A 26300-nucleotide genomic window follows, 5' to 3' on the forward strand; every position below is an offset into this window, starting at 1 on the left:
CATCGAGCCAACGGACATAGCCGGACCGATGCCCTGCAAGGCCCTCAGACTGTGCGGGTGCATTCCCCGTTGAACGTCAATCGGGCTTGAAAACGGCCTCTCACCATGCACTATAGGTCTGGACCATTCGTCTCCTTGCGGAGGTTAGACCGTGCAACGTCCCCCCACACTGCCCGCGTTGGTCTGCGCGGCGGCACTCGTCCTCACCGCCTGCGCCGGCGAGGACAAGGACTCCAAGGCCCCCACCACACCCTCCGGGGTGACCGCGCAGGCGAGCAGCGCCACGTCCGTCCACGTCATGTGGGAGAACTCCTCCGATGACAAGGCCGTCACCGGTTATGAGGTGTTCGAGGGCGAGAAGCGGGTCAAAGAGCTACCCGCTGCCAAGAACATGGTGGACATCAACCGCCTTACCCCCAAGACCGCCTACAGCTTCACCGTCCGCGCCCGCGACGCGGCGGGCAACCTCTCCAAGCCGAGCCCTGCCATAGCCGTCACCACCCCCGAGCCGACACCCGAGGACAAGCAGCCCCCCACCAGTCCCCGCAAGCTCACGGGCGCACTCGACGGCAAGACCCAGGTCCGGTTGGACTGGCAGGCAGCCAGCGACAACACCAAGGTGACCTCCTACGACATCTACCAGGAGGACTCCCGCATCCACAGCGTGCCGGGTACCGAGACCAAGGCCCTGGTGCCCGGATTGCGGCCGGGTACCGTCTACTCCTTCACCGTGCGGGCACGCGACGCCGGGGAGAACTCCTCGCCCGACAGCAACCCCGTCGATCTCACCACTGCGGCGGCACCCGGCAAGGGCGCCAACACGGCACCCACCGATCTGAAGTTCACCGTCCGCAAGGGCGTCGTCGATCTGAGCTGGATGCCACCCAAGGCGGACGGGCCGATCGAGACGCACGAACTCCACATCAACGGCAAGTTGGCGACGACGATCGTCTGGGGCGTCATACCGGAAGGCAAGACCGTGACCCATGAGATGGTCGTCCCGGACCCGCCCGGCACCCGTCTCAGCATCAAACTGCGGGCCAAGCTTCCCGACGGCAAGTGGGGTGACTTCTCCGCGCAACGGACGGTGATCGTGCGCTGATCCGGGCCGTCAACCCGTAGGCGTGCCGGCGGGGTGTTCGACGACCGTCGTTCCGCCCTCGAAGGGCGGGCACCCTGCCCCCGCATTTCCGTACGACGCGCCGGACGCCGGCCGAACGGTGGGTCGTACGCGGCGGTGCCGGCCCATTGGTCGTGGTGGAGCGATGCCCGTGCCCGAACGGTCCGCTGCGCCGCTGCGCCGTTCGTCGGTTCCTCAGTACCGGGCGGCGAACATCACGAAGGCCGCCCACCCCTTGAGGGAGAGGGAGAGGACCGGGCCCGCGGCGTCCTTGGAGTCCCGTACCCGAACCGTTCCGGGGCAGGCCGCCACCTCCACGCACTCCCCACCGCTCCCACTGCTGTGACTGCTCTTGAACCAGATAGGACGGGTCACGGTGCACACAGTCGCTTGGACATCCATCTCTCTCCCAGCAACTTCTCCAGAAAGGCCAGAGATTCGCCCGGGCTGAGCGCCTGGGCTCGCAGCAGTCCGTATTGCTCCTCGAACTCCCGGACCGCCTTGCGCTCCGAGTGGATTCGGCTGTCGGGATACGCCTCGACGTAGGCCACTCGGTTTCCTTCCCTTGCCCCGATCAGATTGAAGGGACCACCCAATCCGGCGTGTTCTTCCCGGTCCGTCGGCATGACCTGGATCTCGACATGGCGCTCACGGCCGCGGCGCAGGATCTGTTCCAACTGGCCGCGCAGCACCTCCACCCCGCCCAGGGGTCTACGCAGGACCGTCTCCTCGATCACAAAACTGAGCATGGGCAACGGGAGGCGGGAGAAGAGTTCCTGCCGGGCGAGGCGGGCCGAGATCCGCTGCTCCATGACCTCCTCACCCAGGAGCGGGCGCCACATGGCGAACACCGCCCGGGCGTAGTCCTCCGTCTGGAGCAGACCGGGGACCGCATGGGTGGCGTACACATGGAGATCGGCCGCTTGTGCCTCAAGTCGAGCAGCGTCCCGGAAGAACGCCGGATACTGGGCCCGGGCGACTTCGTCCTTGCTGGCTTTGAGGACCCCACCCGCATTGAGCACTTCATCGGCCCGGTCGATGAACTTCCCGGGCGGAATGCGCCGGCCCTGCTCGAAGGAGGCGATGGTGGATGCCGAGTATCCGGTCAGCCTTCCCAATTCCGGTCGCTCAAGCCCTTCCCGTACCCGGAGCAATTTCAGTTGTTGTCCAAAGACACACAGGATTCCGGCTCCCGGCTCGCACTCGGAATCGCGCTCCGGCTGCTGATCGTTCATGACCCCCGAACCTCCCGCCCCGGAGCCGGTCCCGCTCCGCGTCGCTCACAACGGCGTTCCCGACGGGTACGGCCCGTGTCTGCCGGGGCGTCCCTCGGGGCCAAGGTACGCACGCACCAAGGGGGTTTTCCGTATGAAGCGAGCAATTCCCCCTACCGGGGGCGTCCCGTACATATAGCAGCACCCCGGGGTCTGGCGGCTGCTCGTGCAGACGCACGAGCAGCCGACCCTGCCGACCCCGGAATGCCTGATCACCGCCCGATCCGTCCGGTGTCCCGGGGAGCGCGGTGCCGTCGCGCTTTCCAAGTCCGTGGGGGTGATTGAGCCGTTCGATACCTCATACCCGTCACAGGGGCAGGAAAGTGCCCGCTTCTCTGGTTCTGCGCACATGGGTGGACTTGTGGACGGCGAGTGACGGCGGGCCGCCTCCGGATGAATGCGTCCACTCCTGCGGCCGTGGGTGCTCTACTCGTCCCGATGCGCTGGTGGCGGTCGCGGTGGCGGCGGTGGGCCATGGCCCGGGCAGCCCTCGGAGCGCCCCGGCCGCCCTACTTCTTGAGCTGGCGTCCCCCGAACACCCCGGCCGCATCCGCCCGGTGCCACCACGCGTCGAGTTCGCTACTGCTCAGCGCGCCCCACTCCGGGGTGGCCTCGACCAGTGCCCGCCCCAACTGCCTGCCCAGCCCCACCATGCTGCTCCCCGCCGCTGACCGTGCGGCGTCGTACCGACCCAGAGCGCCGGACAGATCCCCATCGGCGCCTCGGAGGGCCGTCTCCAGCAGGCTGGCGTCCTGGAGCGCCTTCACCGCGCCCGCGCCGGTGTGCGGACGGGCGACGGTCGCCGCGTCCCCCAGCAGAGCCAGGCCGCCGCGCACCCCCGGCGTCGCCATGAAGTCGTACATCGGCTGGACGAAGAGTTCCTCGGCGCGGGTGAGGGTGATCAGGGTCGCCCAGAACGGTGGCAGGCGGGTCTTCACGAGTTCGTACAACAGGGTCCGTGCCGACCCATCCAGAGCTCGGGGCGGAACCGAGGAGGGATCGTCGCGGCGGATGCCCGGGCCGACGGGCGCCGAGGTGTAGAGGACCCAGTTGACGCGTACATCTCCGTCTGCCCCTGGAATGCGGTAGATGACGACGTGGCCCCCGCTGAAGACGACGTAGGCGCACGAGTGCTCCGGCCAGGATTCGGAGTCGGGAAGCCGGCTCTCCGGGTACGCCCCGCGCCAGGCGAGGTATCCGGCGTACCGTGGCTCCACTGCGGGGCAGACAGTCGCACGGACGACCGATCGATATCCGTCGGCGCCGATCACCACGTCGTACGGTTCGCTCCCGTCCTCGGTGTGAACGGCCGCCCCGGCGCCCGACTCGGCGACGGAGAGCACGGGCGTTCCGCTGCGGAAGTGCACCCCCTCCGGGACCCGCGCCCGCAGTTCGCGCCAGAGCGGGCCCCAGTTGTAGGTACGGAAGGGGAAGGCGTTGCTCCCCAGCATCCTGCCGAGGGGGGCGCGCTCATCGCGCACGTACCAGTGGCGCTCGGCCAGTTGGACGCACGGCATCGAGGCGTCGAGATAGCCGGCCGCTTCCAGTTCCGCGTAGCGCGCCGTGTGCACGGCCACTCCGACTCCGCGGTCGGCGAGGGCACCCGTGGTGCGTTCGTACACCGTGGTGTCCCGGCAGCCGGCCCGGTGCAGGGCCAGGGTCGCCGCGCACCCTCCGATACTGCCGCCGACCACGGCGGCGCGTAATCCCCTGAGTGCGTTCGATCCGCTCATGCCGCACATCATGGCAGCGCGTCCGGCCCTGCGGGCGGTGTGACTCAGCCGCTCAGTTGCTCGTACGCGGGCAGGGTGAGGAAGTCGGCGTAGCTCTCGTCGAGGGCGACATGGAGCAGCAGGTCGTGGGCTTGTTGCCACCGTCCTGCCCGGAAGGCTTCGTCACCCAACTCCGTGCGCAGACTGAGCAGTTCGGCTGCCGCGACCTCGCGCGTCAGCTCCGCGGTCGCCGTCTCGCCGTTGTCGAAGACGACTCCGGCGTTGATCCACTGCCAGATCTGGGAGCGGGAGATCTCGGCGGTGGCCGCGTCCTCCATCAGATCGAAGATCGCCACCGCGCCCAGACCCCGCAACCACGCCTCGATGTACCGGATGCCGACCTGGACCGCATTGCGCAGCCCGTCGAACGTGGGCGCGGCCTCCAGGGAGTCGACGGCGAGCAGTTCGGCGGCCGTCACCGAGACCTCATTGCGCAACCGGTCCTTCTGGTGCGGGCGGTCACCGAGCACGGCGTCGAAGGAGGCCATCGCGACGGGCACGAGATCGGGGTGAGCGACCCAGGAACCGTCGAAGCCGTCACCGGCCTCGCGGTCCTTGTCCGCGGTGACCTTCTCCAGGGCGATCCGATTGACCTCGGGATCGCGCCGGGAGGGGATGAAGGCGGCCATGCCGCCGATGGCGTGTGCGCCGCGCCGGTGGCAGGTGGCGACGAGCAGTTCGGTGTACGCACGCATAAAGGGGGCCGTCATCGTGACCGCGTTGCGATCGGGCAGGACGAACCGCGCACCGCCGTCGCGGAAGTTCTTCACGATGGAGAAGAGATAGTCCCAGCGGCCGGCGTTCAGCCCGGAGGCGTGGTCGCGCAACTCGTAGAGGATCTCCTCCATCTCGAAGGCGGCGGTGATGGTCTCGATCAGTACCGTGGCCCGGATGGTGCCCTGCGGGATGCCGCAGTGGTCCTGGGCGAAGACGAAGACATCGTTCCAAAGCCGAGCTTCGAGGTGCGATTCGGTCTTGGGTAGATAGAAGTAGGGCCCCTTGCCGAGGTCCAGTAGCCGCCGGGCGTTGTGGAAGAAGTAGAGCCCGAAGTCGACGAGGGCACCGGGCACCCGGCGGCCTTCGGTGTCCTGGAGGTGGCGCTCCGGCAGGTGCCAGCCGCGCGGGCGCATCACCACGGTGGCCAACTCCGCGGCCGGCCGTAGGGCGTAGCTCTTTCCGCTGCGTTCATCGGTGAAGTCGATGCGGCGCCGATAGGCGTCCATCAGGTTCATCTGTCCGCCGATGACGTTCTCCCAGGTGGGGGAGGAGGCGTCCTCGAAGTCCGCGAGCCAGACGCGGGCTCCGGAGTTGAGGGCGTTGATGGTCATCTTGCGGTCGGTGGGGCCGGTGATCTCTACCCGCCGGTCTTCGAGTGCCGGCGGCGCGGTGGCCACCCGCCAGGTGCGGTCGGCGCGGATCGCCGCCGTCTCGGGGAGGAAGTCCAGCGTCCCGGTGCGGGCGGTCTCCGCGCGCCGCTGCGCCCGCAGTGCGAGCAGTTCGTCACGGCGGGGCGTGAAGCGGCGGTGCAGTTCGGCGATGAAGGCGAGGGCCTCCTCGGTCAGCACCTCGTCCTGACGCGGCACCGGCCCGGCGTCGACGACGGCCAGCGGGGATGTCGCTGGTGTGGACATCGGCTGTCACTTCCTTCGGCGAGGTGGCCCCGAGCATGGGCGACTGGCTCGGGAGAATCCAGATCTACGGGCAATTTCTGGATAGTAGTTTCCTCATCGTGGAAGTACAAGATTCTTTCTCGTCCCTCGACGGGCGGGATGCAGCTCGTTCGGTCCGCGTTCGTCGGGGCGTGCCCCCTGTGTGTGCTGGTGCGCTCCCGAGTTCATTCCAGCCGGAACAGATCCGCCTCCGTGTCGATGTCATCGGGGGTTGCGATATCGCCGCACTCCACCAGCGTCAGGATGGCTGAAAGGGCGGACAGATAGCCGCGCGCGCCCTGATCCCCCACGGCCGCCGCCGATGCGGGGGGCCAGTGGGCGGCGCCCAGCAGTACCGGGTGCCCACGCCGACCGTCGTACGCCGCTGCGGCCAGGGTGTCGTGCGAGCCGTAAGCGGACCGCACCCGCGCCACGGCCGCGCCGCCGATGCCGGGCTGGTCCACCAGGTGCACCAGAGCGGCATCGGCGCCCGCGAGGGCCACGGATGCGAGGCCGGCCCGTAGGGATGAGCCCATGCCCTGCTCCCAGTATTCGTTGTCGACCGCCGTGCAGCCGTCGAGTGCCCCTTCGGCGCGCACCTGGGTCGCCGCCGCGCCCAGCACCACATAGATCGGTCCGCACCCCCCGTCGCGCAGTGCCGCCACCGCGTGGTCGACCAGTGGGCGACCGCGATGGCGCAGCAGCGCCTTGGGGCGTCCGCCCAGCCGCCGCCCGCCCCCCGCGGCCAACAGGAGTCCGGCGATGACTGGGGGCTCCCCTGGAGGTGTCATGGCGACTGCATATCGCATTCCGGCCGCCGCCACGCCCCCAGACGGAGCGTGCTGGCAGGTTCGGGGTGCCGTTGTGACCCTTTCGCGCCATGTCATGGGGTAGTTGCAGCCGGATTTACCAATTCGCCGCCCTGGGTGGCGCGCATGGCACGGCATGGCGTTAACTTGCCCGCAACTCTGGGTGGTTGACCGCGGACTTACCGTTGTCGGATCGGTCCCGGAGGGTATGAGGGGGGAGTGCTGTGTTGCGGGGTGTGGAGCAGTCACAGATGGCGGTACGTGAAGAGGACCCGAGGGTCTCCGCGCTGGGCGTGGCCGTGTCGCGGTTGCGCCGAGAGCTTGCCGGCCATCCGGCGCAGTTCTCGGATCGGGACATCGCGGAGGACGAGTTGGCGGTACTGGCGGCGATGGTCGCCGAGCATCGCCCCGACGTCGCCCGGATGCGGCGCTCCCTCTTGCTGATCGCGGGGGCGATCGGCTCGGTCAGCGCGCTCGGTCCGGCCCTGATGGAGGTGCGCTCGGCGGTGGACCTCTTCGGCGGGGTGCCACGGTAGTGCAGTGATTCAGCGGGGTGCCGTGATCAGGCGGGGTGTCACGGTGGTTCACCCTGGCCCGATGGCGGGGAGCCACCCGTCGCTCTAGCGTGGAGGAATCGTGTCAAAAGCGACTCCCCACAACACTAGGGAAACCGATATGGCCGACAAGCCGACCGTCGTTCTCGTGCACGGGTTCTGGGGCGGAGCCGCCCACTGGGGGAAGGCCGTCGTCGAGCTGCGCAACCGCGGCTACGGTTCGCTACGCGCGGTGGAGAATCCGCTCACCTCGCTGGCCGACGATGCCGAGCGCACCCGCAAGATGATCAAACAGGTGGACGGTCCGGTGCTCCTCGTGGGCCACTCCTACGGCGGTGCGGTCATCACCGAGGCGGGGGACCTGCCCAATGTCGTCGGACTGGTCTACATCGCGGCGTTCGCACCCGATGCGGGGGAGAGCCCCGGACAGATCAGCCAGGAGCTGCCGCCGGCCGCGTTCGAGAACCTCGCCCCGGATTCGGACGGCTACCTCTGGGTCAAGCAGGACAAGTTCCACTGGAGCTTCGGGCAGGACCTGGACGACGATGAGGCGCTGGTGATGGCCGTGACCCAGAAGGCGCCGCTGGCCTCGACCTTCGGGGACAACGTGACCGATCCGGCGTGGCGGAAGAAGCCCAGTTGGTATCAGGTCTCGACGCAGGATCGGATGATCCACCCGGACAACGAGCGGCGGATGGCCGAACGGATGTCACCACGCAAGATCATCGAGCTCGACGCCAGTCATGCATCCCTCGCATCGCAGCCCAAGGCGATCGCCGATCTGATCGACGAGGCGGCGAACGGGTCCGCCTGAGCCCGCGCGTCCGCCCGGGCGCGGGGTGTTTCAGCCGGTGGTTCCGGAGGTGGCCAGGGCCGTGGACAGGTCCTCGGCCACCTGCTGGAGCACGGGCACGATCCGCTCGGTCGCAGCCTCGGTCACCCGTCCCGCGGGACCGGAGATGGAGATCGCCGCCGCCGTGGGGGAGTTGGGGATTGAGACGGCCAGGCAACGCACGCCGATCTCCTGCTCGTTGTCGTCCATGGCGTACCCCTCGCTCCGCACCCGCTCCAGGGCGGCGAGAAAGCCCTCGGGCGTCGTGATCGTCTTCTCCGTCGCCGCGGGCATGCCCGTCCGGGCGAGCAGCGCCCGCACCTCGTCGGGGGGTGTGTGGGCCAACAGGGCCTTGCCGACGCCGGTGGAGTGCGGCAGCACCCGACGGCCCACCTCGGTGAACATGCGCATCGAGTGCTTGGACGGCACCTGCGCCACGTAGACGATCTCATCGCCGTCGAGGAGCGCCATATTGGCGGTCTCGCCGGTTTCCTCGACCAGTCGGGCCAGATGGGGGCGCGCCCAGGTGCCGAGCAGCCGCGCCGCCGACTCGCCGAGGCGGATCAGACGGGGGCCGAGGGCGTAGCGGCGGTTGGGCTGTTGACGTACGTAGCCACAGGCCACCAGGGTGCGCATCAGGCGGTGAATGGTGGGCAGCGGCAGACCGCTGCTGGCGGAGAGCTCACTCAACCCGACCTCGCCCCCTGCGTCGGCCATTCTTTCGAGCAGATCGAAAGCGCGCTCCAGGGACTGGACGCCCCCGCTGCTCGCGGTCTTGACGGCGTCGTTGGTGCTGGCGCTGGACGTCGGCACGGGTGGCGGTCCTTTCGGGCAGACGGGCAAGTGAGCAGCCTACCGGGCTGCTCCGGCCGGGCGGCTCGCCGTTCGAGCGGCTTCGGCGCCGGTCAGGGAAGTGGCGGACGGGTCCGTGGCTTTCGGCGGGAACAGATGCGAAGGGACTCGATGCCCCGCCTTCCGTGCGGTGATCCGTTGGGGGAACTGGTCCATGCCGTCTGGGTCCGGCGGTTCCTCTGGTTCCTTCCGATTGCGCCACGGCAGCTGTGCTCATGGTCTTCTGCTGGAAGCTCGCTACCACCTCCCATCTGGCCGCCCAACCCCGTCGTACGGCTGGTTCCGGCCGGGTGGGCAAGGCGTCGGCAGTGAAGGCCGGATGCTTTCACTCGGTGAAATCCCTCTTTCACTGAGCAGAACACGAAGTCTTGACGATCGACATCTCCCCCATGAGGATTCGTTCAACATTTCGTTGAAGCTCGCCGAGGGGGATGAGCATGGACGACGGGGGAGCCGACCTCTTCCTGCGCTCGACGCGGGTACTCACCCCCCGGGCGATCCGACCCGCAACGGTGGCCGTGGCCCGGGGCGCGATCGTGCGCCTCCTGCCCCACGACGCCCCGGTCCCACCGGGCGTACCGAGCGAGGACTTCGGCGACGACGTCCTGCTGCCCGGTCTCGTGGACACCCACGTCCATGTGAATGACCCCGGTCGCAGCGAGTGGGAGGGGTTCGCGACCGCCACCCGTGCCGCGGCTGCCGGCGGCATCACCACCCTGATCGACATGCCGCTCAACTCGCTGCCACCCACCACCACCGTGGCCCATCTGCAAACCAAGCAGCACACCGCCCGACCCCTGGCCCATGTCGACGTCGGCTTCTGGGGTGGTGCGATCCCGCACAACACCGCCGACCTGAAGGAGCTGCACACCGCGGGGGTCTTCGGCTTCAAGTGCTTCCTCTCGCCCTCGGGAGTGGAGGAGTTTCCCGAACTCGACGAGGAGCAGTTCGGTCGAACCATGGCCGAAACGGCAGCCCTGGGAGCGCTGTTGATCGTCCACGCTGAGGACCCGGGGCAACTGGCAGCCGCACCCCAGCGGGGCGGACCCCGCTACGACGACTTCCTCGCCTCCCGCCCCCGGACCGCGGAGAACGCCGCCATCGCCATGGTGATCGCCCATGCGCGGCGCCTCGACGCCCGGGTGCACATCCTCCATGTGTCCTCCGCGAGCGCACTCCCACTGATCGCCGAGGCCAAGGAGGACGGGGTCAGGATCACCGCCGAGTCCTGCCCCCACTTCCTCACCCTCGCCGCCGAGGAAATACCCGACGGGGCAACCGAGTTCAAGTGCTGCCCGCCGATCCGGGAGGCCGCCAACCGGGACGCGCTCTGGGCCGGTCTGTCCGACGGCACCATCGACTGCGTCGTCTCCGACCACTCCCCGTGCACCGACACCCTGAAGACCTCGGACTTCGCCACCGCCTGGGGCGGCGTCTCCTCCCTCCAACTGGGACTACCCGCCCTGTGGACCGAGGCCCGCCAGCGCGGCCACACCCTCTCCGACGTCGTCCGTTGGATGGCCGCGGGGCCCGCGGCGCTGGCCGGGCTCGACCGCAAAGGGGCCATTGCCATCGGCAAGGACGCCGACTTCACGGTCTTCGCACCCGACGAGACCTTCACCGTCGACCCCAGGCGGCTCCACCACCGCAATCAGATCACCGCTTACGCCGGCCGCACCCTCGCAGGAGTGGTGCGATCGACCTGGCTGCGTGGTCGCCGCATCGACACCGGATCGACATCGGCAGCGTCGGGCCGACTGCTCGACCGCCGCACCCCGAACTGATCGACAGAGCCCACCTGCCGCGACCGCTCCCACCACAACGGATCCAGCCATCGCAGAAGGGAACCGGAACGTGCCCGACGCGACCTCCCAGCCCCCAGAGCCGCCGCTGCCCGTGTACACCGGCGCCGCCGCGCCCTTCCGGGGCGGCGATCCCTACGCCGACTACCGCACGGCCGACCACCCCTTCCTCCAGCACCCGGACCTGGCGGCACGGGAACTCGGCGGCGCGGTCATCGCCGCCAACGACGAGTTCTTCGCCGAACGGGAGAACCTGCTCAATCCCGGTCCGGCGGAGTTCGATCCCGCCCGCTTCGGCCACAAGGGCAAGGTCATGGACGGCTGGGAGACCCGTCGTCGTCGCGGTCCCGACGCCGGGCGACCGCACCCCGTCGCCGATGACCACGACTGGGCGCTCATCCGGCTCGGTGCCCCCGGAACCATCCATGGGGTCGTCGTGGACACCGCCCACTTCCGGGGCAATCACCCCCAGGCGGTCAGCGTGCAGGCGACCGCAGTCCTGGGCTGCCCCGGCCCCGAGGAACTCCTCGCCGACGGTGTGACCTGGACCGAACTCGTGCCCCTCACGCCCGTCGGCGGACATGCGGCGAACGCCTTCCACGTCCGGGTCGGACAGCGCTTCACCCATCTGCGGCTGAGGCAGTATCCCGACGGCGGCATCGCGCGCCTTCGGGTGTACGGCGAGGTCGTCCCCGACCCTGCCTGGCTCACCGCGCTCGGCACCTTCGACGTCGTCGCCCTGGAACACGGCGGTCGCATCGAGGACGCGTCGGACCGCTTCTACTCGCCGCCCGTCCACACCATCCGTCCCGGTCGTTCGCGCAAGATGGACGACGGCTGGGAGACCCGCAGACGTCGTGACGACGGCCATGACTGGATCCGCTACCGACTCGTCGAACGGGCCGAGGTACGGGCCGTGGAGATCGACACCGCCTATCTCAAGGGGAACAGTGCGGGTTGGGCCGAGTTGTTCGTCCAGGACGGGCCCGACCAGCCATGGATCGCGGTCCTGCCGCGGACCCGCCTCCAGCCCGACACCAACCACCGATTCGTCCTCGCTCACCCCGTCGTCGGCCACCGGGCACGGCTGGACATCCACCCCGACGGCGGGATCTCACGGCTGCGGCTGCACGGCGCCCTGACCGCGGACGGCGCCGCCCGTCTCCTCACCCGCCACCGGGAGGCCGGCGGCTGAATCCGGCCGGGGACGATCGACCCCCGGTCCATTCCTGGGGCGCACCCGTTCGGGTTCCAACGTGATGCCGGTCGGCGACCACCGATGAATTTCGGGCACGTATTCGGTCTCTGTTGATGACCACATCACCACCGGCATCGCCGGACGCGCAAGGGAAGCGGGAACGCACCATGGCCAAGCTCTCGATCACCACCTTCCTCACCCTCGACGGCGTCGTCCAGGCGCCTGGTGGGCCCGGCGAGGACACCAGCGGCGGGTTCGACCTCGGCGGTTGGTCCGTCCCCTACGGCGACGAGGACTTCGGTCGCTTCGTGACCGAGGTGTTCGACCGCTCCGGTGCCTTCCTCCTCGGCCGCCGCACCTACGACATCTTCGCCGGGTACTGGCCCAAGATGACCGACCCGAACGACCCGGTGGCCTCCCGGCTCAACTCCCTGCCCAAGTACGTCGCCTCCACCACACTGGAGCGCGCCGACTGGGACGGCACCACCGTCATCGGCAAGGACATCGCCCGTGAGGTGGCCGACATCAAGCAGCGCACCGAGGGAGAACTACAGATCCACGGCAGCGGCACGCTCGCCCAGAGCCTGATGGCACACGATCTGATCGACACCTTCCATCTGTTGGTCTTTCCCGTGTTCCTGGGCAAGGGGCGACGATTCTTCGCGGACGGTGCCGTTCCCACCGCCCTGCGCCACACGGACGCCCGGACCACCAGCACCGGAGTGGCCATCCACACCTATGAACTGGCGGGCCGTCCCACCTACGGCACCTACGAGCTCTGAGGGAACGGGCACACCGCACGGGCACCCTCACCCGACAGCCCTCACCCGACAGTGGGGGTGCCGTGGCCCGTACCCCTGTGGTCTGGGGACGGCACACCCTTGGGACGGCATACCCCTGGGATGGTGCACCTTGGGGACGGTACAGCCCGTACTCCACCGGGACCCGGGCGCCGAGCCGCTACCCGAGCCGCTCCGCGATCATGCACATGGCGAATCCCACTACCGCGATCACCAGGTTCACGAACACCGCCTGATCGTCGAGGAACCCGACGTTCTCCGTCAGCAGCCGGGTGGGGGCCACCTTGTCGAACCAGCCCGTCAGCTCGTGCAGGACTCCGCCCCCGCCGAGAAACACCAGGAGCCCGCCCACGCCATCGAGAATCTTCTTCATGGCGACGATCGTGACGTTGCGGTCGAAGCCGCCGCATCAGTCGGTGGCATCACGCGGACCATCCAAAGTCTCCTCCGCCACGACTTTGGTCGCTGTCGTCCTCCGCACCCTCCAACCCCCTCGATCCGGTGCGTAGATTTGCCGATATGACACGAACGGAATACCGCTGGCTGCTGCCCTCCGCCATGGCGGGCGGCCGTGAAGCGGAGCTCGTGGGGGAGCGGCCCGGCATCGACGCCGGGCCGCCGCGAGCCAGACCCCGGCGCACCGTGCGCGACTGGATCGTCGACACCGTGCTCTTCGTGCTCGCGGCCTTCGTCGGCATGGCCGCCGCGGACGTCAGCGATCAGATCAACGACTCCGACATGGTGGTGCTGGTCGACCAACTCGTCGGGGCCGCCGCCTGCTGCGCCCTGTGGCTGCGTCGTCGCTGGCCCGTACAACTCGCCCTCGCCCTGGCCCTGACGTGCTTCCTGGTCCCCGTGGTCGGCGGGGCGTTCCTCGTGGCCGTGTTCAGCCTCGCCGTGCACCGTCCCTTCCGGCCGGTGGGCGTGATCGGTCTGCTCTCGCTCGCGAGCGCCTGCGTCAGTCCCCTCATCCGCCCCGATCCGACGGCCGACCTCTGGGCCTCCGTCATCGGCGGAAGCGTCCTCGTCCTGTTGGCGCTCGGCTGGGGCATGCTCGTACGCGCCCGTCGTCAACTGGTCGTCGTCCTCCAGGAGCGCGCCCGCCGAGCCGAGACCGAAGCCGAACTCCGGGCCGAGCAGGCACAACGGCTGGCCCGTGAGGCCATCGCCCGCGAGATGCACGACGTGCTGGCACATCGGCTGACCCTGCTGAGCGTCCACGCCGGCGCCCTGGAGTTCCGTCCCGACGCCCCGCCCGCCGAGGTGGCCCGGGCCGCCGGGGTGATCCGCGACAGTGCCCATGAAGCCCTCCAGGACCTGCGCCAGATCATCGGAGTCCTCCGTACACCGGGTGACCACGAGAGCGGAGACCGTCCCCAGCCGACCCTCGCCAGCCTGGACGCACTCGTCCACGAGTCCCGCGAGGCCGGGATGACGGTCCGACTGGACCAGCGCATAGCGGAGCCCGTGGCCGTACCCGGCGTACTCGGCCGTACCGTCTACCGGATCGTGCAGGAGGCCCTGACCAACGCCCGCAAGCACGCTCCGGGTGCCGAAGTGACCCTCACCCTCGCAGGTGCGCCCGCTGACGGGCTCACCGTCGCCGTCGACAACCCCGCACCCCGTTCGCCCCGGCCGATCACCGCCCCACCCGGCTCCGGCCAGGGACTGATCGGACTGGGCGAACGGGCGATGCTCGCCGGTGGCACCCTGGAGCACGGAAGGACGGGGGACGGCGGTTTCCATGTCCGGGCGTGGCTACCGTGGGCCGTATGACAATCCGGCTGCTCATCATCGACGACGACCCCCTGGTTCGCGCCGGTCTCTCCCTGATGCTGGGCGGGGCACACGATCTGGAGATCGTGGGGGAGGGGAGCGACGGCAGCGCGGTGCCCGAACTGGTCGCTCGCCTCGCCCCCGACGTGGTCCTGATGGACATTCGGATGGAGCAGGTGGACGGGCTCACCGCCACCGAGGAGTTGCGGCGTGGCCCTGGGGCACCGGAGGTCCTCGTCCTCACCACCTTCCACGCCGATGAGCAGGTGGTGCGCGCCCTGCGTGCGGGTGCCGCCGGTTTCGTCCTCAAGGACACCCCGCCCGCCGAGATCGTCGCCGCCATCCGACGGGTGGCCGGCGGTGATCCGGTGCTCTCGCCCGCGGTGACCCGCCAGCTGATGGACCGGGTCGCTGACCAGAGCCACGAGCGCGCCGCCGACCCCCGGCGAAGGGCCGCCATCGCCCGCCTGGAGACCCTCGCCGAGCGCGAGCGGGAGGTGGTTGTCGCCGTGGGCCGGGGCCAGTCCAACGCAGAGATCGCTGGCACCCTCTATCTCAGCGTGCCCACCGTCAAGACCCACGTCTCCCGTGTCCTGGCCAAACTCGGGCTGAACAACAGGGTGCAGATCGCCCTTCTCGCCCATGACGCCGGGCTGTTGGACGAGGAGCCGTAGGGCCAGGCGCGGAGCCGTACGGGCCCGCTCACCTCGCTGCCACGATCGGCCCCCGCCGTACGGTGCTTCGACCCGCGCGGATCGTGCCCATGCGGATCGATGGTGCTCACGGCGGTGCCGATGGGGTTGCCGGCCTGGGTTGCCGACGGCCGCATCGGGCGCGGCAGGGGGCACTCGGGTGCGGGCCGTGATCTTCTTGCACCCGATTCGGCCGACCGGGTGATGCCAGGGGGCGACCTCGACGGTCCGGGCGGTGCCCCGAGGCCGTCCCGGACGGATCATTCGATGCGGATCTCCTCGATGCGCACCGGCCGGCGCTCGCGCCGGGACAGCTCGCACGCCTCGGCGATCCGCAAGGCCGCCAGTGCCTCCCGGCCGTCGCACGGGTTCTCCCCCTGGCCCACCACCATCCGCAAGAAGGCGTCCAACTCGGCCTCGTAAGCGGGGGCGAACCGCTCCAGGAAGCCGGGCCACGGTCGGGACGCGGCCCGTGGCCCTTTCGGCTCGGTCGAGGTGATCGGCGTACGGTCGTCCAGGCCGACCGTCACCTGATCGAGCTCCCCCGCCAGCTCCATCCGGACGTCATAGCCCGCGCCGTTGCACCGCGTCGCCGTCGCCGTCGCCAGTACGCCGTCGTCCAGGGTCAACACGGCCGCAGCGGTGTCCACATCCCCCGCTGCTCGGAACATCGCAGGTCCGGCGTCCGAACCCGTCGCGTACACCTCCACCACCTCGCGCCCGGTCACCCAGCGCAGCATGTCGAAGTCATGGACCAGACAGTCGCGGTAGAGGCCCCCGGAGAGCGGCAGATATTCCGCCGCCGGTGGAGCCGGGTCCGAGGTCATGGCGCGCACCGTGTGGAGCCTGCCCAGCCGTCCGGACTCCACCAGCTCCCGAGCTGCCCGGTAGCCGGCGTCGAAGCGGCGCATGAAGCCCAACTGGAGCTGGGTTCCCGCGGCTTCGACCTCGTGCAGCGCCGCGAGCGTCCCCGGCACATCCGCCGCTATCGGCTTCTCGCAGAAGGCGGGCAGCCCCGATCGCGCCGCCCGAGTGATCAACTCGGCGTGGGAGGCCGTTGCGGAGGCGATCACCAGCGCGTCCACTCCCCAGGTGAAGATCTCCCGCGCGCTGGGCGCCGCTGTGGACCCGGTGCGTTCGGCCACCGCCGCCGCCCGCGCCGGATCGGCGTCCGCCACCACGAGCGCCCCCACCTCTCGGTGGCGACTGAGCACGTTCGCGTGGAAGGTGCCGATACGTCCCGTACCGATGAGTCCGATGCGCATGGGGAAAAAATGAGGGTGCCCCCGCCATCGTGTCAAGGCTTTGTCCTGACAACCGGACGTTCTCGTGTTCCGTCCCTTCCCGTTCCCGAGGGCCGGCGACTACGCTCGCTCCGTGCCCAAGCAGCCCAGACCCGGGACGGACGCCGTCCTGTCCCTCCAGCTGAGCGTGGACCGCACCAGTCCGGTTCCGCTCTACTTCCAGCTCTCCCAGCAGTTGGAGAGGGCCATAGAGCAGGGGGTCCTCACTCCCGGCACACTGCTCGGCAACGAGATAGAACTAGCAGGTCGGCTGGGTCTGTCGCGGCCCACCGTGCGTCAGGCCATCCACGCCCTGGTCGACAAGGGACTGCTGGTGCGCCGCCGCGGCGTCGGCACCCAGGTCGTGCACAGCCAGGTGCGAAGGCCGCTGGAGCTCAGCAGCCTCTACGACGATCTGGAGGCGGCCGGACGGCACCCCGCCACCACGGTCCTGCGCATGTCCACCGAGGCCGCCGCCCCCGCGGTCGCCGACGCGCTGGGCCTCGGCGAAGGCACCGAAGTGCAACGGATCGAACGGGTGCGGTACGCCCACGGGGAACCCATGGCGCTGCTCACCAACCATCTGCCCGTCGGACTGGTGACCTGCGGCACTCCCGAACTGGAGGCGACCGGCCTCTACCGCGTGATGCGGGCCGCCGGCATAACCCTGCACAGCGCGCGCCAGTCGGTCGGGGCCCGGGCCGCCACCGCCACCGAGGCGGAACTGCTCGCCGAACGGCCCGGCGGTCCGGTGCTCACCATGGCACGCACCACCTTCGACGACACCGGGCGCGCCGTGGAACTCGGCTCCCACCTCTATCGCGCCTCGCGCTACACCTTCGAGTTCCAACTGCTCGTACGCCCCTGACCATGTGCGTCCCACCCGGCACCAGGAGTGTCCGATGACCTACCCGGCGTACCCGATGCCCACCCTCCGACCAGCCGTGACCCATACTTGGGCGGCCGGGATGTGTCATTCCGCTTCCCGGTTACCGCGAGAATCAGCAGGGCAAGAAGGACAGGGGCACGGCGTCGTGGCAAGGGCAAGGACAGGGGTACGCGTCATCGGCGCGGTGCTGGCGGCGGTGCTCGGGGCCTCCCTGGTGGGATGCAGCAGCACCGGCGGCAAGCGCGCCGAGGACGCCCGCAAGGCCCAGGCCGCCGCCGGGAAGGCCGCGGTCAGCACACCCCGCTGGACCTTCGCCATGGTCACCCACTCGGGCGACGGGGACACCTTCTGGGACATCGTCCAAAAGGGCGCCCGGGAGGCCGCCACCAAGGACAACATCAACTTCCTCTACTCCAAGAGCGACGAAGGACAGCAGCAGGCGCAGCTGGTCCAGGCCGCCATCGACAAGAAGGTCGACGGTCTCATCGTCACCCTGGCCAAGCCCGACGCGATGAAGGCGGTCGTCACCAAGGCCGTCGCCGCGGGCATCCCCGTGGTCACCGTCAACTCGGGCTCCGAGCAGTCCAAGCAGTACGGGGCGCTCACCCACATCGGCCAGGACGAGACCATCGCCGGCGAGGCGGTCGGCGAGGAGCTCAACGAACGAGGCCGGAAGAAGGCGCTCTGCGTCCTCCACGAACAGGGCAACGTGGGACACGAGCAGCGCTGCGCCGGAGCCAAGAGCACCTTCGACGGCGAGATGCAGAACCTCTACGTCGACGGCACCAACATGCCCGACGTCCAGGCGACCATCGAAGCGAAATTGCAGACCGACCGCTCGGTGGACGCCGTCGTCACCTTGGGCGCGCCCTTCGCGGACACCGCCGTCAAGGCGAAGCGGACCGCGGGCAGCAAGGCAGAGATCGACACCTTCGACCTCAATGCCAAGGTCGTGGCGGGACTCAAGGACGACTCCCTGGGCTTCGCCGTCGACCAGCAGCCCTACCTCCAGGGCTACGAGGCCGTTGATCTGCTCTGGCTCTACCGCTATAACGCCAATGTCCTCGGCGGCGGGAAGCCCGTGCTCACCGGACCGCAGATCATCACCAAGTCCGACGCGGCCAAGCTGGAGGACTTCACCAGGCGGGGCACCCGATGAGCGCGACCGCACCCTCCGCACCCACCCGGGAACCGGGTGCGCCCGACGAACGCCTGGTGCACACCTCCGTACTGCGCACCCTGATGGGCCGGCCCGAACTGGGCTCGATCGTCGGAGCCCTCGCCGTCTTCGTCTTCTTCTCGTTCGTCGCCGACTCGTTCCTCCAGGCGTCCAGCCTCTCCACCGTGCTCTATGCCTCGTCCGTCATCGGCATCATGGCGGTGCCGGTGGCGCTGTTGATGATCGGCGGCGAGTTCGATCTGTCGGCCGGGGTCCTGGTCACGAGTTCGGCCCTGGTCTCGTCGATGTTCAGCTACCAGATGACGGCGAACGTCTGGGTCGGAGTGTTCGTCTCGCTGCTGGTCACCCTGGCCGTGGGGGTGTTCAACGGGGCGATGCTCACCCGGACCAAGCTGCCCAGCTTCATCATCACGCTGGGCACGTTCCTCATGCTCACCGGTCTCAACCTCGGCTTCACCAAACTGATCAGCGGTACGGTCTCCACCAAGTCGATCGCCGACATGGAGGGCTTCACCTCGGCCAAGGCCGTCTTCGCCCATGAGTTCGTCATCGGCGACGTCACCATCAAGGTCACCATCTTGTGGTGGATCGCCCTCATCGCGGTCGCCACCTGGATTCTCCTCCGCACCCGCTTCGGCAACTGGATCTTCGCGGTCGGCGGCGGGGAGCACGCTGCCCGCGCGGTCGGCGTACCGGTCATCCGTACCAAGATCGGCCTCTATATGGGGGTGGCCTTCGCCGCCTGGGTCGCGGGCCAGCACCTGCTGTTCTCCTTCGACGTCGTGCAGTCAGGCGAAGGCGTCGGCAATGAGTTGATCTACATCATCGCGGCGGTCATCGGCGGCTGCCTGATCACCGGTGGGTACGGGTCCGCCATCGGGTCCGCGATCGGTGCACTGATCTTCGGCATGACCAGCAAGGGGATCGTGTACGCGGAGTGGGACCCGGACTGGTTCAAGTTCTTCCTCGGGGCGATGCTGCTGCTGGCCACCCTGCTCAACGCCTGGGTGCGCAAGAGGGCGGAGGCGACCCGATGACACAGGTCTCGCTGGTCGAACTGGAGAACGTCAGCAAGTTCTACGGGAACATCCGCGCCCTGGAGGGCGTGTCCCTGACCGTGCACACCGGTGAGATCACCTGTGTGCTCGGCGACAACGGTGCGGGCAAGTCCACTCTCATCAAGATCATCGCCGGGCTCCACCGACACGATTCCGGCACCTTCTCGATCGACGGCGAGGCGACCCGGCTGTCGAGCCCGCGCGAGGCGCTCGATCGGGGCATCGCGACCGTCTATCAGGATCTGGCCGTAGTGCCGCTGATGCCGGTGTGGCGCAACTTCTTCCTCGGCTCGGAGCCCACCGTGGGCAAGGGGCCGTTCCGTCGGCTCGACGTCGGCCGGATGCGCGAGACGACCCGCTCCGAACTGCTGCGGATGGGGATCGACCTGCGCGATGTCGACCAGCCGATCGGCACCCTCTCCGGTGGCGAACGACAGTGCGTGGCGATCGCCCGCGCAGTCCACTTCGGTGCCAAGGTGCTGGTTCTCGACGAACCGACGGCGGCACTGGGCGTCAAGCAGTCGGGTGTCGTGCTCAAGTACGTCGCGGCGGCCCGGGACGCCGGTCTCGGCGTGGTGCTGATCACGCACAACCCGCACCACGCCTATCTGGTGGGGGATAGGTTCGTCCTGCTCAAACGGGGTGTGATGGCTGCCAGCCATACCAAGGACTCCGTCACCCTGGATGAGCTGACCCGTCAGATGGCCGGTGGCAGCGAACTCGACGACCTCCGCCATGAACTGGAGCGGGCGCCGAACCCCCCGGGCCTCGACCCCGCCTGAACTCCCGGCTCCGCCCCGCCTCGGCCGGGCGGAGCCGTCCTGTGCGGCCGTCCTGGCTCGACGGCTTTCCGCATGGAGGACCGCTTCGGCCCCCTGCGGAGCCGCTAGAAGCGACGTACGACCACCCCCAGCACCTGGTCCACCGGGCAGGGGCCGTACTGCTTGGAGTCATGGCTCAGCGGATGGTCTCCGATCGCCACGAAGTGCCCGGGCGGTACGCGGGGAGCCCGACGCACCACCCCGTCCGGCATGGCGTCCCCCGCCACCGCCACCACGCGCTTGAGGGACCAGGGAACGGCGGAGAGGTCCTTCGATGCCGGGGGATCCGTCCGCCACCCCCGTGCGGGGCCGGGGCCGGGGGCAGCGACCACGGCGACGGCGCCGGGCCGCAGCCCGGCCGCGCCGAGCCGGATCAGTACCCGGTCGCCGGGCAGCAGCGTCGGCGCCATGCTCTCGCCCCGTACGGTGACCGCCACGAATCGGCCGTGCAGGTACCAGGCGCCGGCCGCCATCAACAGCGAGCCGGCGCCGCCCATCGTCCACCGACCCCATGAGGTCAACACCGTTCCTCCGCCTCTGTGTGCCGTCAGACGCCCGGCGCCGAGGGAGCGGGGCTCAGATGCCCGCGCGCTCCATGTCGGCGAGGGGTCGGGGGCCGGTTTCGGTACGGGCCACCTTGCCCTCGGCGTCGACGAGGACCGTGGTCGGAGTGGTCGAGACGCTGAAGGCCCGGGTCAGTTCGCCCACGGAGGGTTCGACCACCACGCTCGCCACTCCGGCCAGTGGTTCGGCCAGTGCCTCGGCGGCCGATTCGTCGCCCGCGATCACCACGACCATCCGGTCGGCCGTGAGACCGGTTGATCGGGCGTGCTCCACCAGATGGGGCACGAGCGTCGGGCACGTCGGGCAGGAGGTGGAGAGGAAGGCGAGGACTGCGGGCCGACCCAGGAGATCCGCCCGGCCGATGGTCCGTCCCGACAGGGTGGTGGCCGAGAAGTCGGGCATCGGCCGGCCCGGTTTGGGCCCGCTCAGTTGTCCTCCCCGTCCGCGCAGTTTTCGCCTGATCCCGGTGAGCAGAAGGAGGTTCACCAAGCAGAGCGCGCCGACGAGGACGAGGCCGGCAATGACGAAAGCCATGACTCAACTCCAGTTTGGGGTTGGGGGCGCGAGGCATCCGGGACGAACGGGGGAGCACCCCAGAGGTCGCGGAGTACCGCGCTTCGGTGTGGGGGGTTCAGTCGCCGGATCTGCTGATCCGGGCGCGAAAGCCACGGTGGAGGAGGGGGCGGTCGCCCACCGCGGGGGCCGTTGTGCACCGGGGCCGCATCACCCGCGGACCTGGCTGGATCGCCTGCGGACCTGGCCGGATTGCCTGCGGCGCGGGGCCGTACGAGTGCCGTGGGACCTGTTGGCCCGCGGCATCTCGTCCGGCCCCGCAGTCGTGCGCCCTCGGCCTGCGAGGTGCGCGGACGGTGGCCGGCAGGCGGGCAGACGTCTGACGCCCGCCTCGGGACTCGTGCCGGTGCCCGCAGCCGGTGGACAGGCCAGGGCGGGGATCGCGGGGGAGCGAAGGGCCGCGCCGCGACCCCGTCCGAAGCGCGCACCGCACGGCCTGAGCGGATGTGCGGAGCCTCGCACGGTCTTCGCAACTGCATCAGACGGCGGCAGGTCGGACGGCGCTGCGGAGTCTTCGGACCGCAGCGGGACCACAGGCGCTCCCGGCATCACCGAGGTGTGGTCACCGGGCGAGCCGAGGGATGCGCCCCGGGTGTCACCGGGGGATATCCACCATTCCGCTTTCCTCGCCGTTGGCTTCATCGGCCTGTGCCGGGCTGCGGCGCCGTCACCCGGCGGCGACCCGGCAGCCGTGCCTAGCACCGACCTGTGTGCTGCTGGCCTGCACTGGAGCGCCGGAGGTGGGAACAGTGGCGTACGGACCTGCTGACCGAGCGGTCGCAGCGGTGTCGCCTGTCCGTACGGCGGCGGGCGCCACAGCTCGTCGCCCGGGCCTCCGCTTCAGGTCCGTCCTCGGTCAGCGGTAAATCGCCGATCTTCCGCAGGGCGTTCATGGGGTCCTCCTGTCGGATACGGAGCGTGTGTAGTCGATCACTGGACTAGACCTATTTGCAATGTGCTCCTGTGATTTGTGACTCGGGTCACATGGGGTGTGTGGGTGGAAATCGGCCACCCCCGCTCCCCATGTCGCTGGCGCCCTCAGGTGGCAGAATCGGCCACGGCGGGCGACGTCCGCCGCCGGGCCCGGGGTGAAGCAGCTCATCGCGTGCCGACCGGCCCCCACGACTCCAGGAACGATGCGACCCGTGCGAGCACCTGCCCCCATCCGCACGACACCCCAAGGCGGCGCCCGGTGAGCACCTACCGCGATTTCGCCCACCGCGGCTCGGCCCGCGCCACCGTCCTGCGGACCGTCGGCACCCGTGAGCGCCGCTCCCACCTGACCGCACCCCGGGTGCCCACGGTCGGCATCGACATCGGCGGTACGAAGGTGATGGCCGGGGTCGTCGACGCCGACGGGATCATCCTGGAGAAGGTCCGCACCGAAACCCCCGACAAGTCCAAGAGTCCCAAGGTCGTCGAGGACACCATCTGTGAGCTCGTCCTCGACCTCTCGGACCGCCACGATGTGCACGCGGTCGGCATCGGGGCCGCCGGCTGGGTGGACGCGGACCGGTCCAAGGTCCTCTTCGCGCCCCATCTCGCCTGGCGCAACGAGCCCCTGCGCGACGCCCTGTCGGCCCGGCTCGCCGTCCCCGTCCTCGTGGACAACGACGCGAACACCGCCGCCTGGGCCGAGTGGCGTTTCGGGGCGGGCCGCGGCGAGGACCATCTGGTGATGATCACCCTCGGGACCGGGATCGGCGGCGCGATCCTGGAGGACGGCCAGGTCAAGCGGGGCAAGTACGGCGTCGCCGGTGAATTCGGACATATGCAGGTGGTGCCCGGCGGCCATCGTTGCCCCTGCGGCAACCGCGGCTGCTGGGAGCAGTACAGCTCCGGCAACGCCCTGGTCCGCGAAGCCCGGGAACTGGCCGCAGCGGACTCGCCCGTGGCCCACAGTCTGATCGACCGCGTCGGCGGCAACATCGGGGACATCACCGGTCCGCTCATCACCGAGCTGGCCCGCGAGGGCGACGCCATGTGTGTCGAGCTGTTCCAGGACATCGGGCAGTGGCTCGGAGTCGGCATCGCCAATCTGGCAGCCGCCCTCGACCCTTCCTGCTTCGTCATCGGCGGGGGCGTCAGCGCCGCCGATGACCTCCTCATCGGGCCGGCCAGGGATGCATTCCGGCGCCATCTCACCGGCCGTGGCTACCGTCCCGAGGCGCGCATCGCCAAGGCCCAGTTGGGGCCCGAGGCCGGGATGGTCGGGGCCGCCGACCTGGCCCGGCTCGTCGCCCGCCGCTTCCGTCGCGCCAACCGCCGACGCGTGGAGCGCCACGAGCGGTACGAACGCTATGCACAGGTGCTGCGGAACTCCGCCTCGGTACGCCCCACCGAGGAGCCCTGAGAAGCCCTGCGCCCGAAGTCTGGGGTCGAGGTCTGGGGGCGTCCCGAACCAGCGCTGCGGAGCAGCCACCCGAGCCACAGGGCCACCAGGGTCGAGGACCGTGGACACCACCCTCGGGGCTGATCGGGGCTGATCGGGGCGTGCGGGTGGTCGTCGCGCCGTGCACTCGACTGCTCCGATCGGCCCCTTCGCGCTGGCCCCCTCGATCGGATGGTTCTGAGCCCCGCCACCCCGGGGCTGCACGAACGCGCAGGACCGCCGTGGCCGCCCTGTCCGTACCCCCGCTACGCGGGAACCGAGGAGTCCGCTTCCGTACCCGGCCGTTTCGGGACCGTACACTTCAGTTCCGACCGAGCCCCACCCAGGAACCGACTTTCATGACCGTGCCCCGCCAGCCCACGTCTCCGGACGAGAGCTTCCGGCCCCCCGAGGGCAGGGGGCACATGATCTTTCGCCGCTGGTTGACGGCGATCATCATCGTGCTCCTCGTCGGAATCCCCGCCGGCTATCTGGTGATCTCCGCCGAGCAGAGCCGCGACAGCGGACGCGACAAGGCGGCCGAATCATCGGCCCAGGGGCTGCGCGACAGTTGGCCGTCCCAGATGAAGCGCCGCATTTTCGAGGTGCCGATTCCGCCGGAGTCCACCAAGGTCGCCTACTTCGAGACCAGCAACTGGAAGACCAGCCGGTTGTACGTTCAGTTCAGAACCACATCGGCCGGGCTCGACCTGTTCCTGGAAGAAGTCGGCACCAGCCGCGCCGAACTGATGTACGGGCAGGTCACCATCGGAGCCAAGGATGCCCGGACGGTCGGCTGGGACTTCACGTCCGAGAGGATCTGGGCTGGCACGAGCCATCCGGGCACCCGCCCCCGGCCCAGTCAGGACATCACGGTGGACATGACCGATTCCACCCGCCCCAGGGTGTATGTCGTGTCCAAAACCACCCCCTGATGCTCCTTGATCGGACTCCTTGTGGGGGGACCGTACTTTCCGCACCGTGAACTCACTACCGTGGAGCGGGTGAGTGAGACACAGCCTCCCCCCGACCAACAGACCCCCACCGGTGAGCAGACCCCTGCCGCGCCCCCCTCGACGGACGGCGGACGGGCCCCCCTCGACGGACCCCTCCCCGTGGCCGATCAGGCGCCCTCCGAGGTCGCGCCCGGCATTCCCGCCGAAAACCCACCCCCACAGACCCTTCAGTACCGTATGGACGGGCCGGACGACGCACCTGTCCTGATCCTGGGGCCATCCCTCGGTACCACCTGGCATATGTGGGATCGACAGATCGAGGAACTCTCCCGCGAGTGGCGCGTCCTGCGCTACGACCTGCCCGGCCACGGGGGTGCACCGGCCCAGCCCGCCGCCTCCATCGGTGAACTCGCCGAACGCCTCCTCGCCACCCTTGACGGGCTTGGCATCCAGCGCTTCGGCTACACCGGGTGCTCCATAGGAGGTGCGATCGGCATCGAGTTGGCGCTCACCCACCCGCACCGAGTCGCCTCCCTCGCCCTCGTTGCGGCATCGCCCCGGTTCGGCACCGCCGACGAGTTCCGGCGCCGTGGTGTGGTCGTCCGCACCAACGGCCTGGAGCCCATGGCCCGCAGCGCACCCGAGAACTGGTTCACCCAGGGTTTCGCCGCCGCTCAGCCGGCGATCGTCGAATGGGCCGTCCAGATGGTTCGCACCACGGACCCGGGCTGTTACATCGCCGCCTGCGAGGCCCTCGCCGCCTTCGACGCCCGGACGGAACTGGGCCGCATCGGGGTCCCGACCCTGGTGCTCGTCGGCTCCGAGGACCAGGTCACGGGCCCCGCCGAGGCTCGTACCCTGGTCGCCGGAATACCGGATTCGCGACTGGCTCTGGTGCCCGGCGCCTCCCATCTGGCACCCGTTGAGCAGCCGTCCGCGGTGACGGACCTGCTGATCCGTCATTTCGCCGGGGTGGCGCAGGACACGCTGTCCGCGATTCCCGCGCCACAACTCGTACCGATGGCCCCGGCTCCGGTCGCCCCCGTCGCCGAAGTCGCACCGGTGGTCGAACCGGCGTCCCCCGGCCGGCCCGATCCGTACGAGCCGGGCGTCAAGGTGCGCCGAGAGGTCCTCGGCGACGCCCATGTGGACGAGGTGACCGCGCGGGCCGACGCCTTCGGGGACGACTTCCAGGAACTGGTCACGCGCTATGCCTGGGGCGAGGTCTGGAGCCGGGACGGCATCGATCGTCGAACACGCAGCGTCATCACCCTCACCGCACTGGTTGCCGGCGGTTACCGCGAGGAGTTGGCGACCCACACCAGGGCCGCGCTCCGCAACGGCCTGACGCCCCAGGAGATCAAGGAGATCCTGCTCCACACCGCCGTGTACTGCGGCGTTCCGGCAGCGAACTCCGCCTTCGCGGTGGCACGTGAGGTCATTCGACAGGAGACGGCACCGGGCCCGTAGCAGGA

The 26300-nt window shown here is 69.5% G+C and carries 25 protein-coding genes; 15 read left to right on the plus strand and 10 right to left on the minus strand.

Translation table 11 applies throughout. The features are described from left to right. The first annotated feature begins 151 nt into the window (after window positions 1-151). A complete protein-coding gene (locus OID54_RS30225; protein WP_329024669.1) occupies window positions 152-1102 on the plus strand; it encodes a fibronectin type III domain-containing protein in 951 nt (316 codons plus the stop codon). Between the two features lie 213 nt (window positions 1103-1315). On the opposite strand, the gene OID54_RS30230 is transcribed toward OID54_RS30225, so the two are convergent. The 5 genes from OID54_RS30230 to OID54_RS30250 all read right to left on the minus strand — a co-directional run bounded on the left by OID54_RS30230 (window position 1316) and on the right by OID54_RS30250 (window position 6606). Beyond that, complete coding sequence (locus OID54_RS30230; RefSeq protein WP_329024671.1) at window positions 1316-1495, minus strand: DUF397 domain-containing protein; 180 nt, start codon at window positions 1493-1495, stop codon at window positions 1316-1318. Beyond that, entirely contained in the window at window positions 1492-2355 is an 864-nt protein-coding gene (locus tag OID54_RS30235) for a helix-turn-helix domain-containing protein (protein WP_329024673.1), read from the minus strand. The genes OID54_RS30230 and OID54_RS30235 overlap by 4 nt, the downstream gene beginning before the upstream one ends. Window positions 2356-2903: 548 nt before the next feature. Then, complete coding sequence (locus tag OID54_RS30240; protein WP_329024675.1) at window positions 2904-4127, minus strand: FAD-dependent monooxygenase; 1224 nt, start codon at window positions 4125-4127, stop codon at window positions 2904-2906. 44 nt (window positions 4128-4171) lie between these two features. Beyond that, window positions 4172-5797: a malate synthase A gene (aceB, locus tag OID54_RS30245; protein ID WP_329024677.1), complete on the minus strand. Its 1626-nt coding sequence runs from the start codon at window positions 5795-5797 to the stop codon at window positions 4172-4174. A 203-nt stretch (window positions 5798-6000) separates the two neighbouring features. Further along, on the minus strand, window positions 6001-6606 hold the full coding sequence (locus OID54_RS30250; protein WP_329024678.1) for a nucleotidyltransferase family protein: 606 nt from the start codon (window positions 6604-6606) through the stop codon (window positions 6001-6003). A gap of 269 nt (window positions 6607-6875) precedes the next feature. Here OID54_RS30250 and OID54_RS30255 point away from each other — a divergent pair, with 269 nt between their 5' ends. Together OID54_RS30255 and OID54_RS30260 are read left to right on the plus strand one after the other, a co-directional pair. Beyond that, window positions 6876-7160, plus strand: coding sequence for a DUF5955 family protein (locus OID54_RS30255; RefSeq protein WP_329024680.1), 285 nt, complete (start codon window positions 6876-6878; stop codon window positions 7158-7160). 139 nt (window positions 7161-7299) lie between these two features. Next, complete coding sequence (locus OID54_RS30260) at window positions 7300-7992, plus strand: alpha/beta hydrolase (protein ID WP_329024682.1); 693 nt, start codon at window positions 7300-7302, stop codon at window positions 7990-7992. Between the two features lie 30 nt (window positions 7993-8022). On the opposite strand, the gene OID54_RS30265 is transcribed toward OID54_RS30260, so the two are convergent. Beyond that, a complete protein-coding gene (locus OID54_RS30265) occupies window positions 8023-8823 on the minus strand; it encodes an IclR family transcriptional regulator (RefSeq protein WP_329024684.1) in 801 nt (266 codons plus the stop codon). 476 nt (window positions 8824-9299) lie between these two features. On the opposite strand from OID54_RS30265, the gene allB reads away from it, so the two are divergent. The 3 genes from allB to OID54_RS30280 all read left to right on the plus strand — a co-directional run bounded on the left by allB (window position 9300) and on the right by OID54_RS30280 (window position 12644). Continuing rightward, a complete protein-coding gene (gene allB / locus OID54_RS30270) occupies window positions 9300-10646 on the plus strand; it encodes an allantoinase AllB (RefSeq protein WP_329024686.1) in 1347 nt (448 codons plus the stop codon). A gap of 70 nt (window positions 10647-10716) precedes the next feature. Next, complete coding sequence (alc, locus tag OID54_RS30275) at window positions 10717-11859, plus strand: allantoicase (protein ID WP_329024687.1); 1143 nt, start codon at window positions 10717-10719, stop codon at window positions 11857-11859. A 170-nt stretch (window positions 11860-12029) separates the two neighbouring features. After that, window positions 12030-12644 carry a dihydrofolate reductase family protein gene (locus tag OID54_RS30280; protein ID WP_329024688.1) on the plus strand — a complete coding sequence of 205 codons (615 nt, stop codon included), beginning with the start codon at window positions 12030-12032 and terminating at the stop codon, window positions 12642-12644. Window positions 12645-12822: 178 nt separating this feature from the next. Here the strand turns inward: OID54_RS30280 and OID54_RS30285 are convergent, their stop codons facing one another. Beyond that, window positions 12823-13035 (minus strand): hypothetical protein, encoded by a 213-nt coding sequence (locus OID54_RS30285; protein ID WP_329024690.1) that lies wholly within the window; start codon window positions 13033-13035, stop codon window positions 12823-12825. A 146-nt stretch (window positions 13036-13181) separates the two neighbouring features. On the opposite strand from OID54_RS30285, the gene OID54_RS30290 reads away from it, so the two are divergent. Beyond that, a complete protein-coding gene (locus OID54_RS30290) occupies window positions 13182-14438 on the plus strand; it encodes a sensor histidine kinase (protein ID WP_329024692.1) in 1257 nt (418 codons plus the stop codon). Further along, a complete protein-coding gene (locus OID54_RS30295) occupies window positions 14435-15112 on the plus strand; it encodes a response regulator transcription factor (protein WP_329024693.1) in 678 nt (225 codons plus the stop codon). Before OID54_RS30290 ends, OID54_RS30295 begins: the two co-directional genes overlap by 4 nt. Window positions 15113-15390: 278 nt before the next feature. On the opposite strand, the gene OID54_RS30300 is transcribed toward OID54_RS30295, so the two are convergent. Next, window positions 15391-16395, minus strand: coding sequence for a Gfo/Idh/MocA family protein (locus OID54_RS30300; RefSeq protein ID WP_329024695.1), 1005 nt, complete (start codon window positions 16393-16395; stop codon window positions 15391-15393). Between the two features lie 112 nt (window positions 16396-16507). On the opposite strand from OID54_RS30300, the gene OID54_RS30305 reads away from it, so the two are divergent. The 4 genes from OID54_RS30305 to OID54_RS30320 all read left to right on the plus strand — a co-directional run bounded on the left by OID54_RS30305 (window position 16508) and on the right by OID54_RS30320 (window position 20322). After that, window positions 16508-17281: a GntR family transcriptional regulator gene (locus OID54_RS30305; protein ID WP_329024696.1), complete on the plus strand. Its 774-nt coding sequence runs from the start codon at window positions 16508-16510 to the stop codon at window positions 17279-17281. 166 nt (window positions 17282-17447) lie between these two features. Beyond that, on the plus strand, window positions 17448-18461 hold the full coding sequence (locus OID54_RS30310; RefSeq protein WP_329024697.1) for a sugar ABC transporter substrate-binding protein: 1014 nt from the start codon (window positions 17448-17450) through the stop codon (window positions 18459-18461). Next, on the plus strand, window positions 18458-19519 hold the full coding sequence (locus tag OID54_RS30315) for an ABC transporter permease (RefSeq protein ID WP_329024698.1): 1062 nt from the start codon (window positions 18458-18460) through the stop codon (window positions 19517-19519). Before OID54_RS30310 ends, OID54_RS30315 begins: the two co-directional genes overlap by 4 nt. After that, window positions 19516-20322 (plus strand): ATP-binding cassette domain-containing protein, encoded by an 807-nt coding sequence (locus tag OID54_RS30320; protein ID WP_329024700.1) that lies wholly within the window; start codon window positions 19516-19518, stop codon window positions 20320-20322. The genes OID54_RS30315 and OID54_RS30320 overlap by 4 nt, the downstream gene beginning before the upstream one ends. Window positions 20323-20426: 104 nt before the next feature. Here the strand turns inward: OID54_RS30320 and OID54_RS30325 are convergent, their stop codons facing one another. Next, window positions 20427-20882, minus strand: coding sequence for a S26 family signal peptidase (locus OID54_RS30325; protein ID WP_329024702.1), 456 nt, complete (start codon window positions 20880-20882; stop codon window positions 20427-20429). A 55-nt stretch (window positions 20883-20937) separates the two neighbouring features. Further along, complete coding sequence (locus tag OID54_RS30330) at window positions 20938-21459, minus strand: TlpA family protein disulfide reductase (protein WP_329024704.1); 522 nt, start codon at window positions 21457-21459, stop codon at window positions 20938-20940. 1231 nt (window positions 21460-22690) lie between these two features. On the opposite strand from OID54_RS30330, the gene OID54_RS30335 reads away from it, so the two are divergent. The 3 genes from OID54_RS30335 (at window position 22691) to pcaDC (ending at window position 26295) form a co-directional block, all read left to right on the plus strand. After that, window positions 22691-23851, plus strand: a complete 1161-nt coding sequence (locus OID54_RS30335; protein WP_329024705.1) for an ROK family glucokinase — start codon at window positions 22691-22693, stop codon at window positions 23849-23851. Window positions 23852-24228: 377 nt separating this feature from the next. After that, window positions 24229-24804, plus strand: a complete 576-nt coding sequence (locus tag OID54_RS30340; RefSeq protein ID WP_329024707.1) for a hypothetical protein — start codon at window positions 24229-24231, stop codon at window positions 24802-24804. A gap of 258 nt (window positions 24805-25062) precedes the next feature. Then, window positions 25063-26295, plus strand: coding sequence for a bifunctional 3-oxoadipate enol-lactonase/4-carboxymuconolactone decarboxylase PcaDC (pcaDC, locus tag OID54_RS30345; protein ID WP_329027870.1), 1233 nt, complete (start codon window positions 25063-25065; stop codon window positions 26293-26295). Window positions 26296-26300: the final 5 nt, after the last annotated feature.

Origin of the sequence: Streptomyces sp. NBC_00690 (assembly GCF_036226685.1) — a bacterium.
GTDB lineage: Bacteria > Actinomycetota > Actinomycetes > Streptomycetales > Streptomycetaceae > Streptomyces.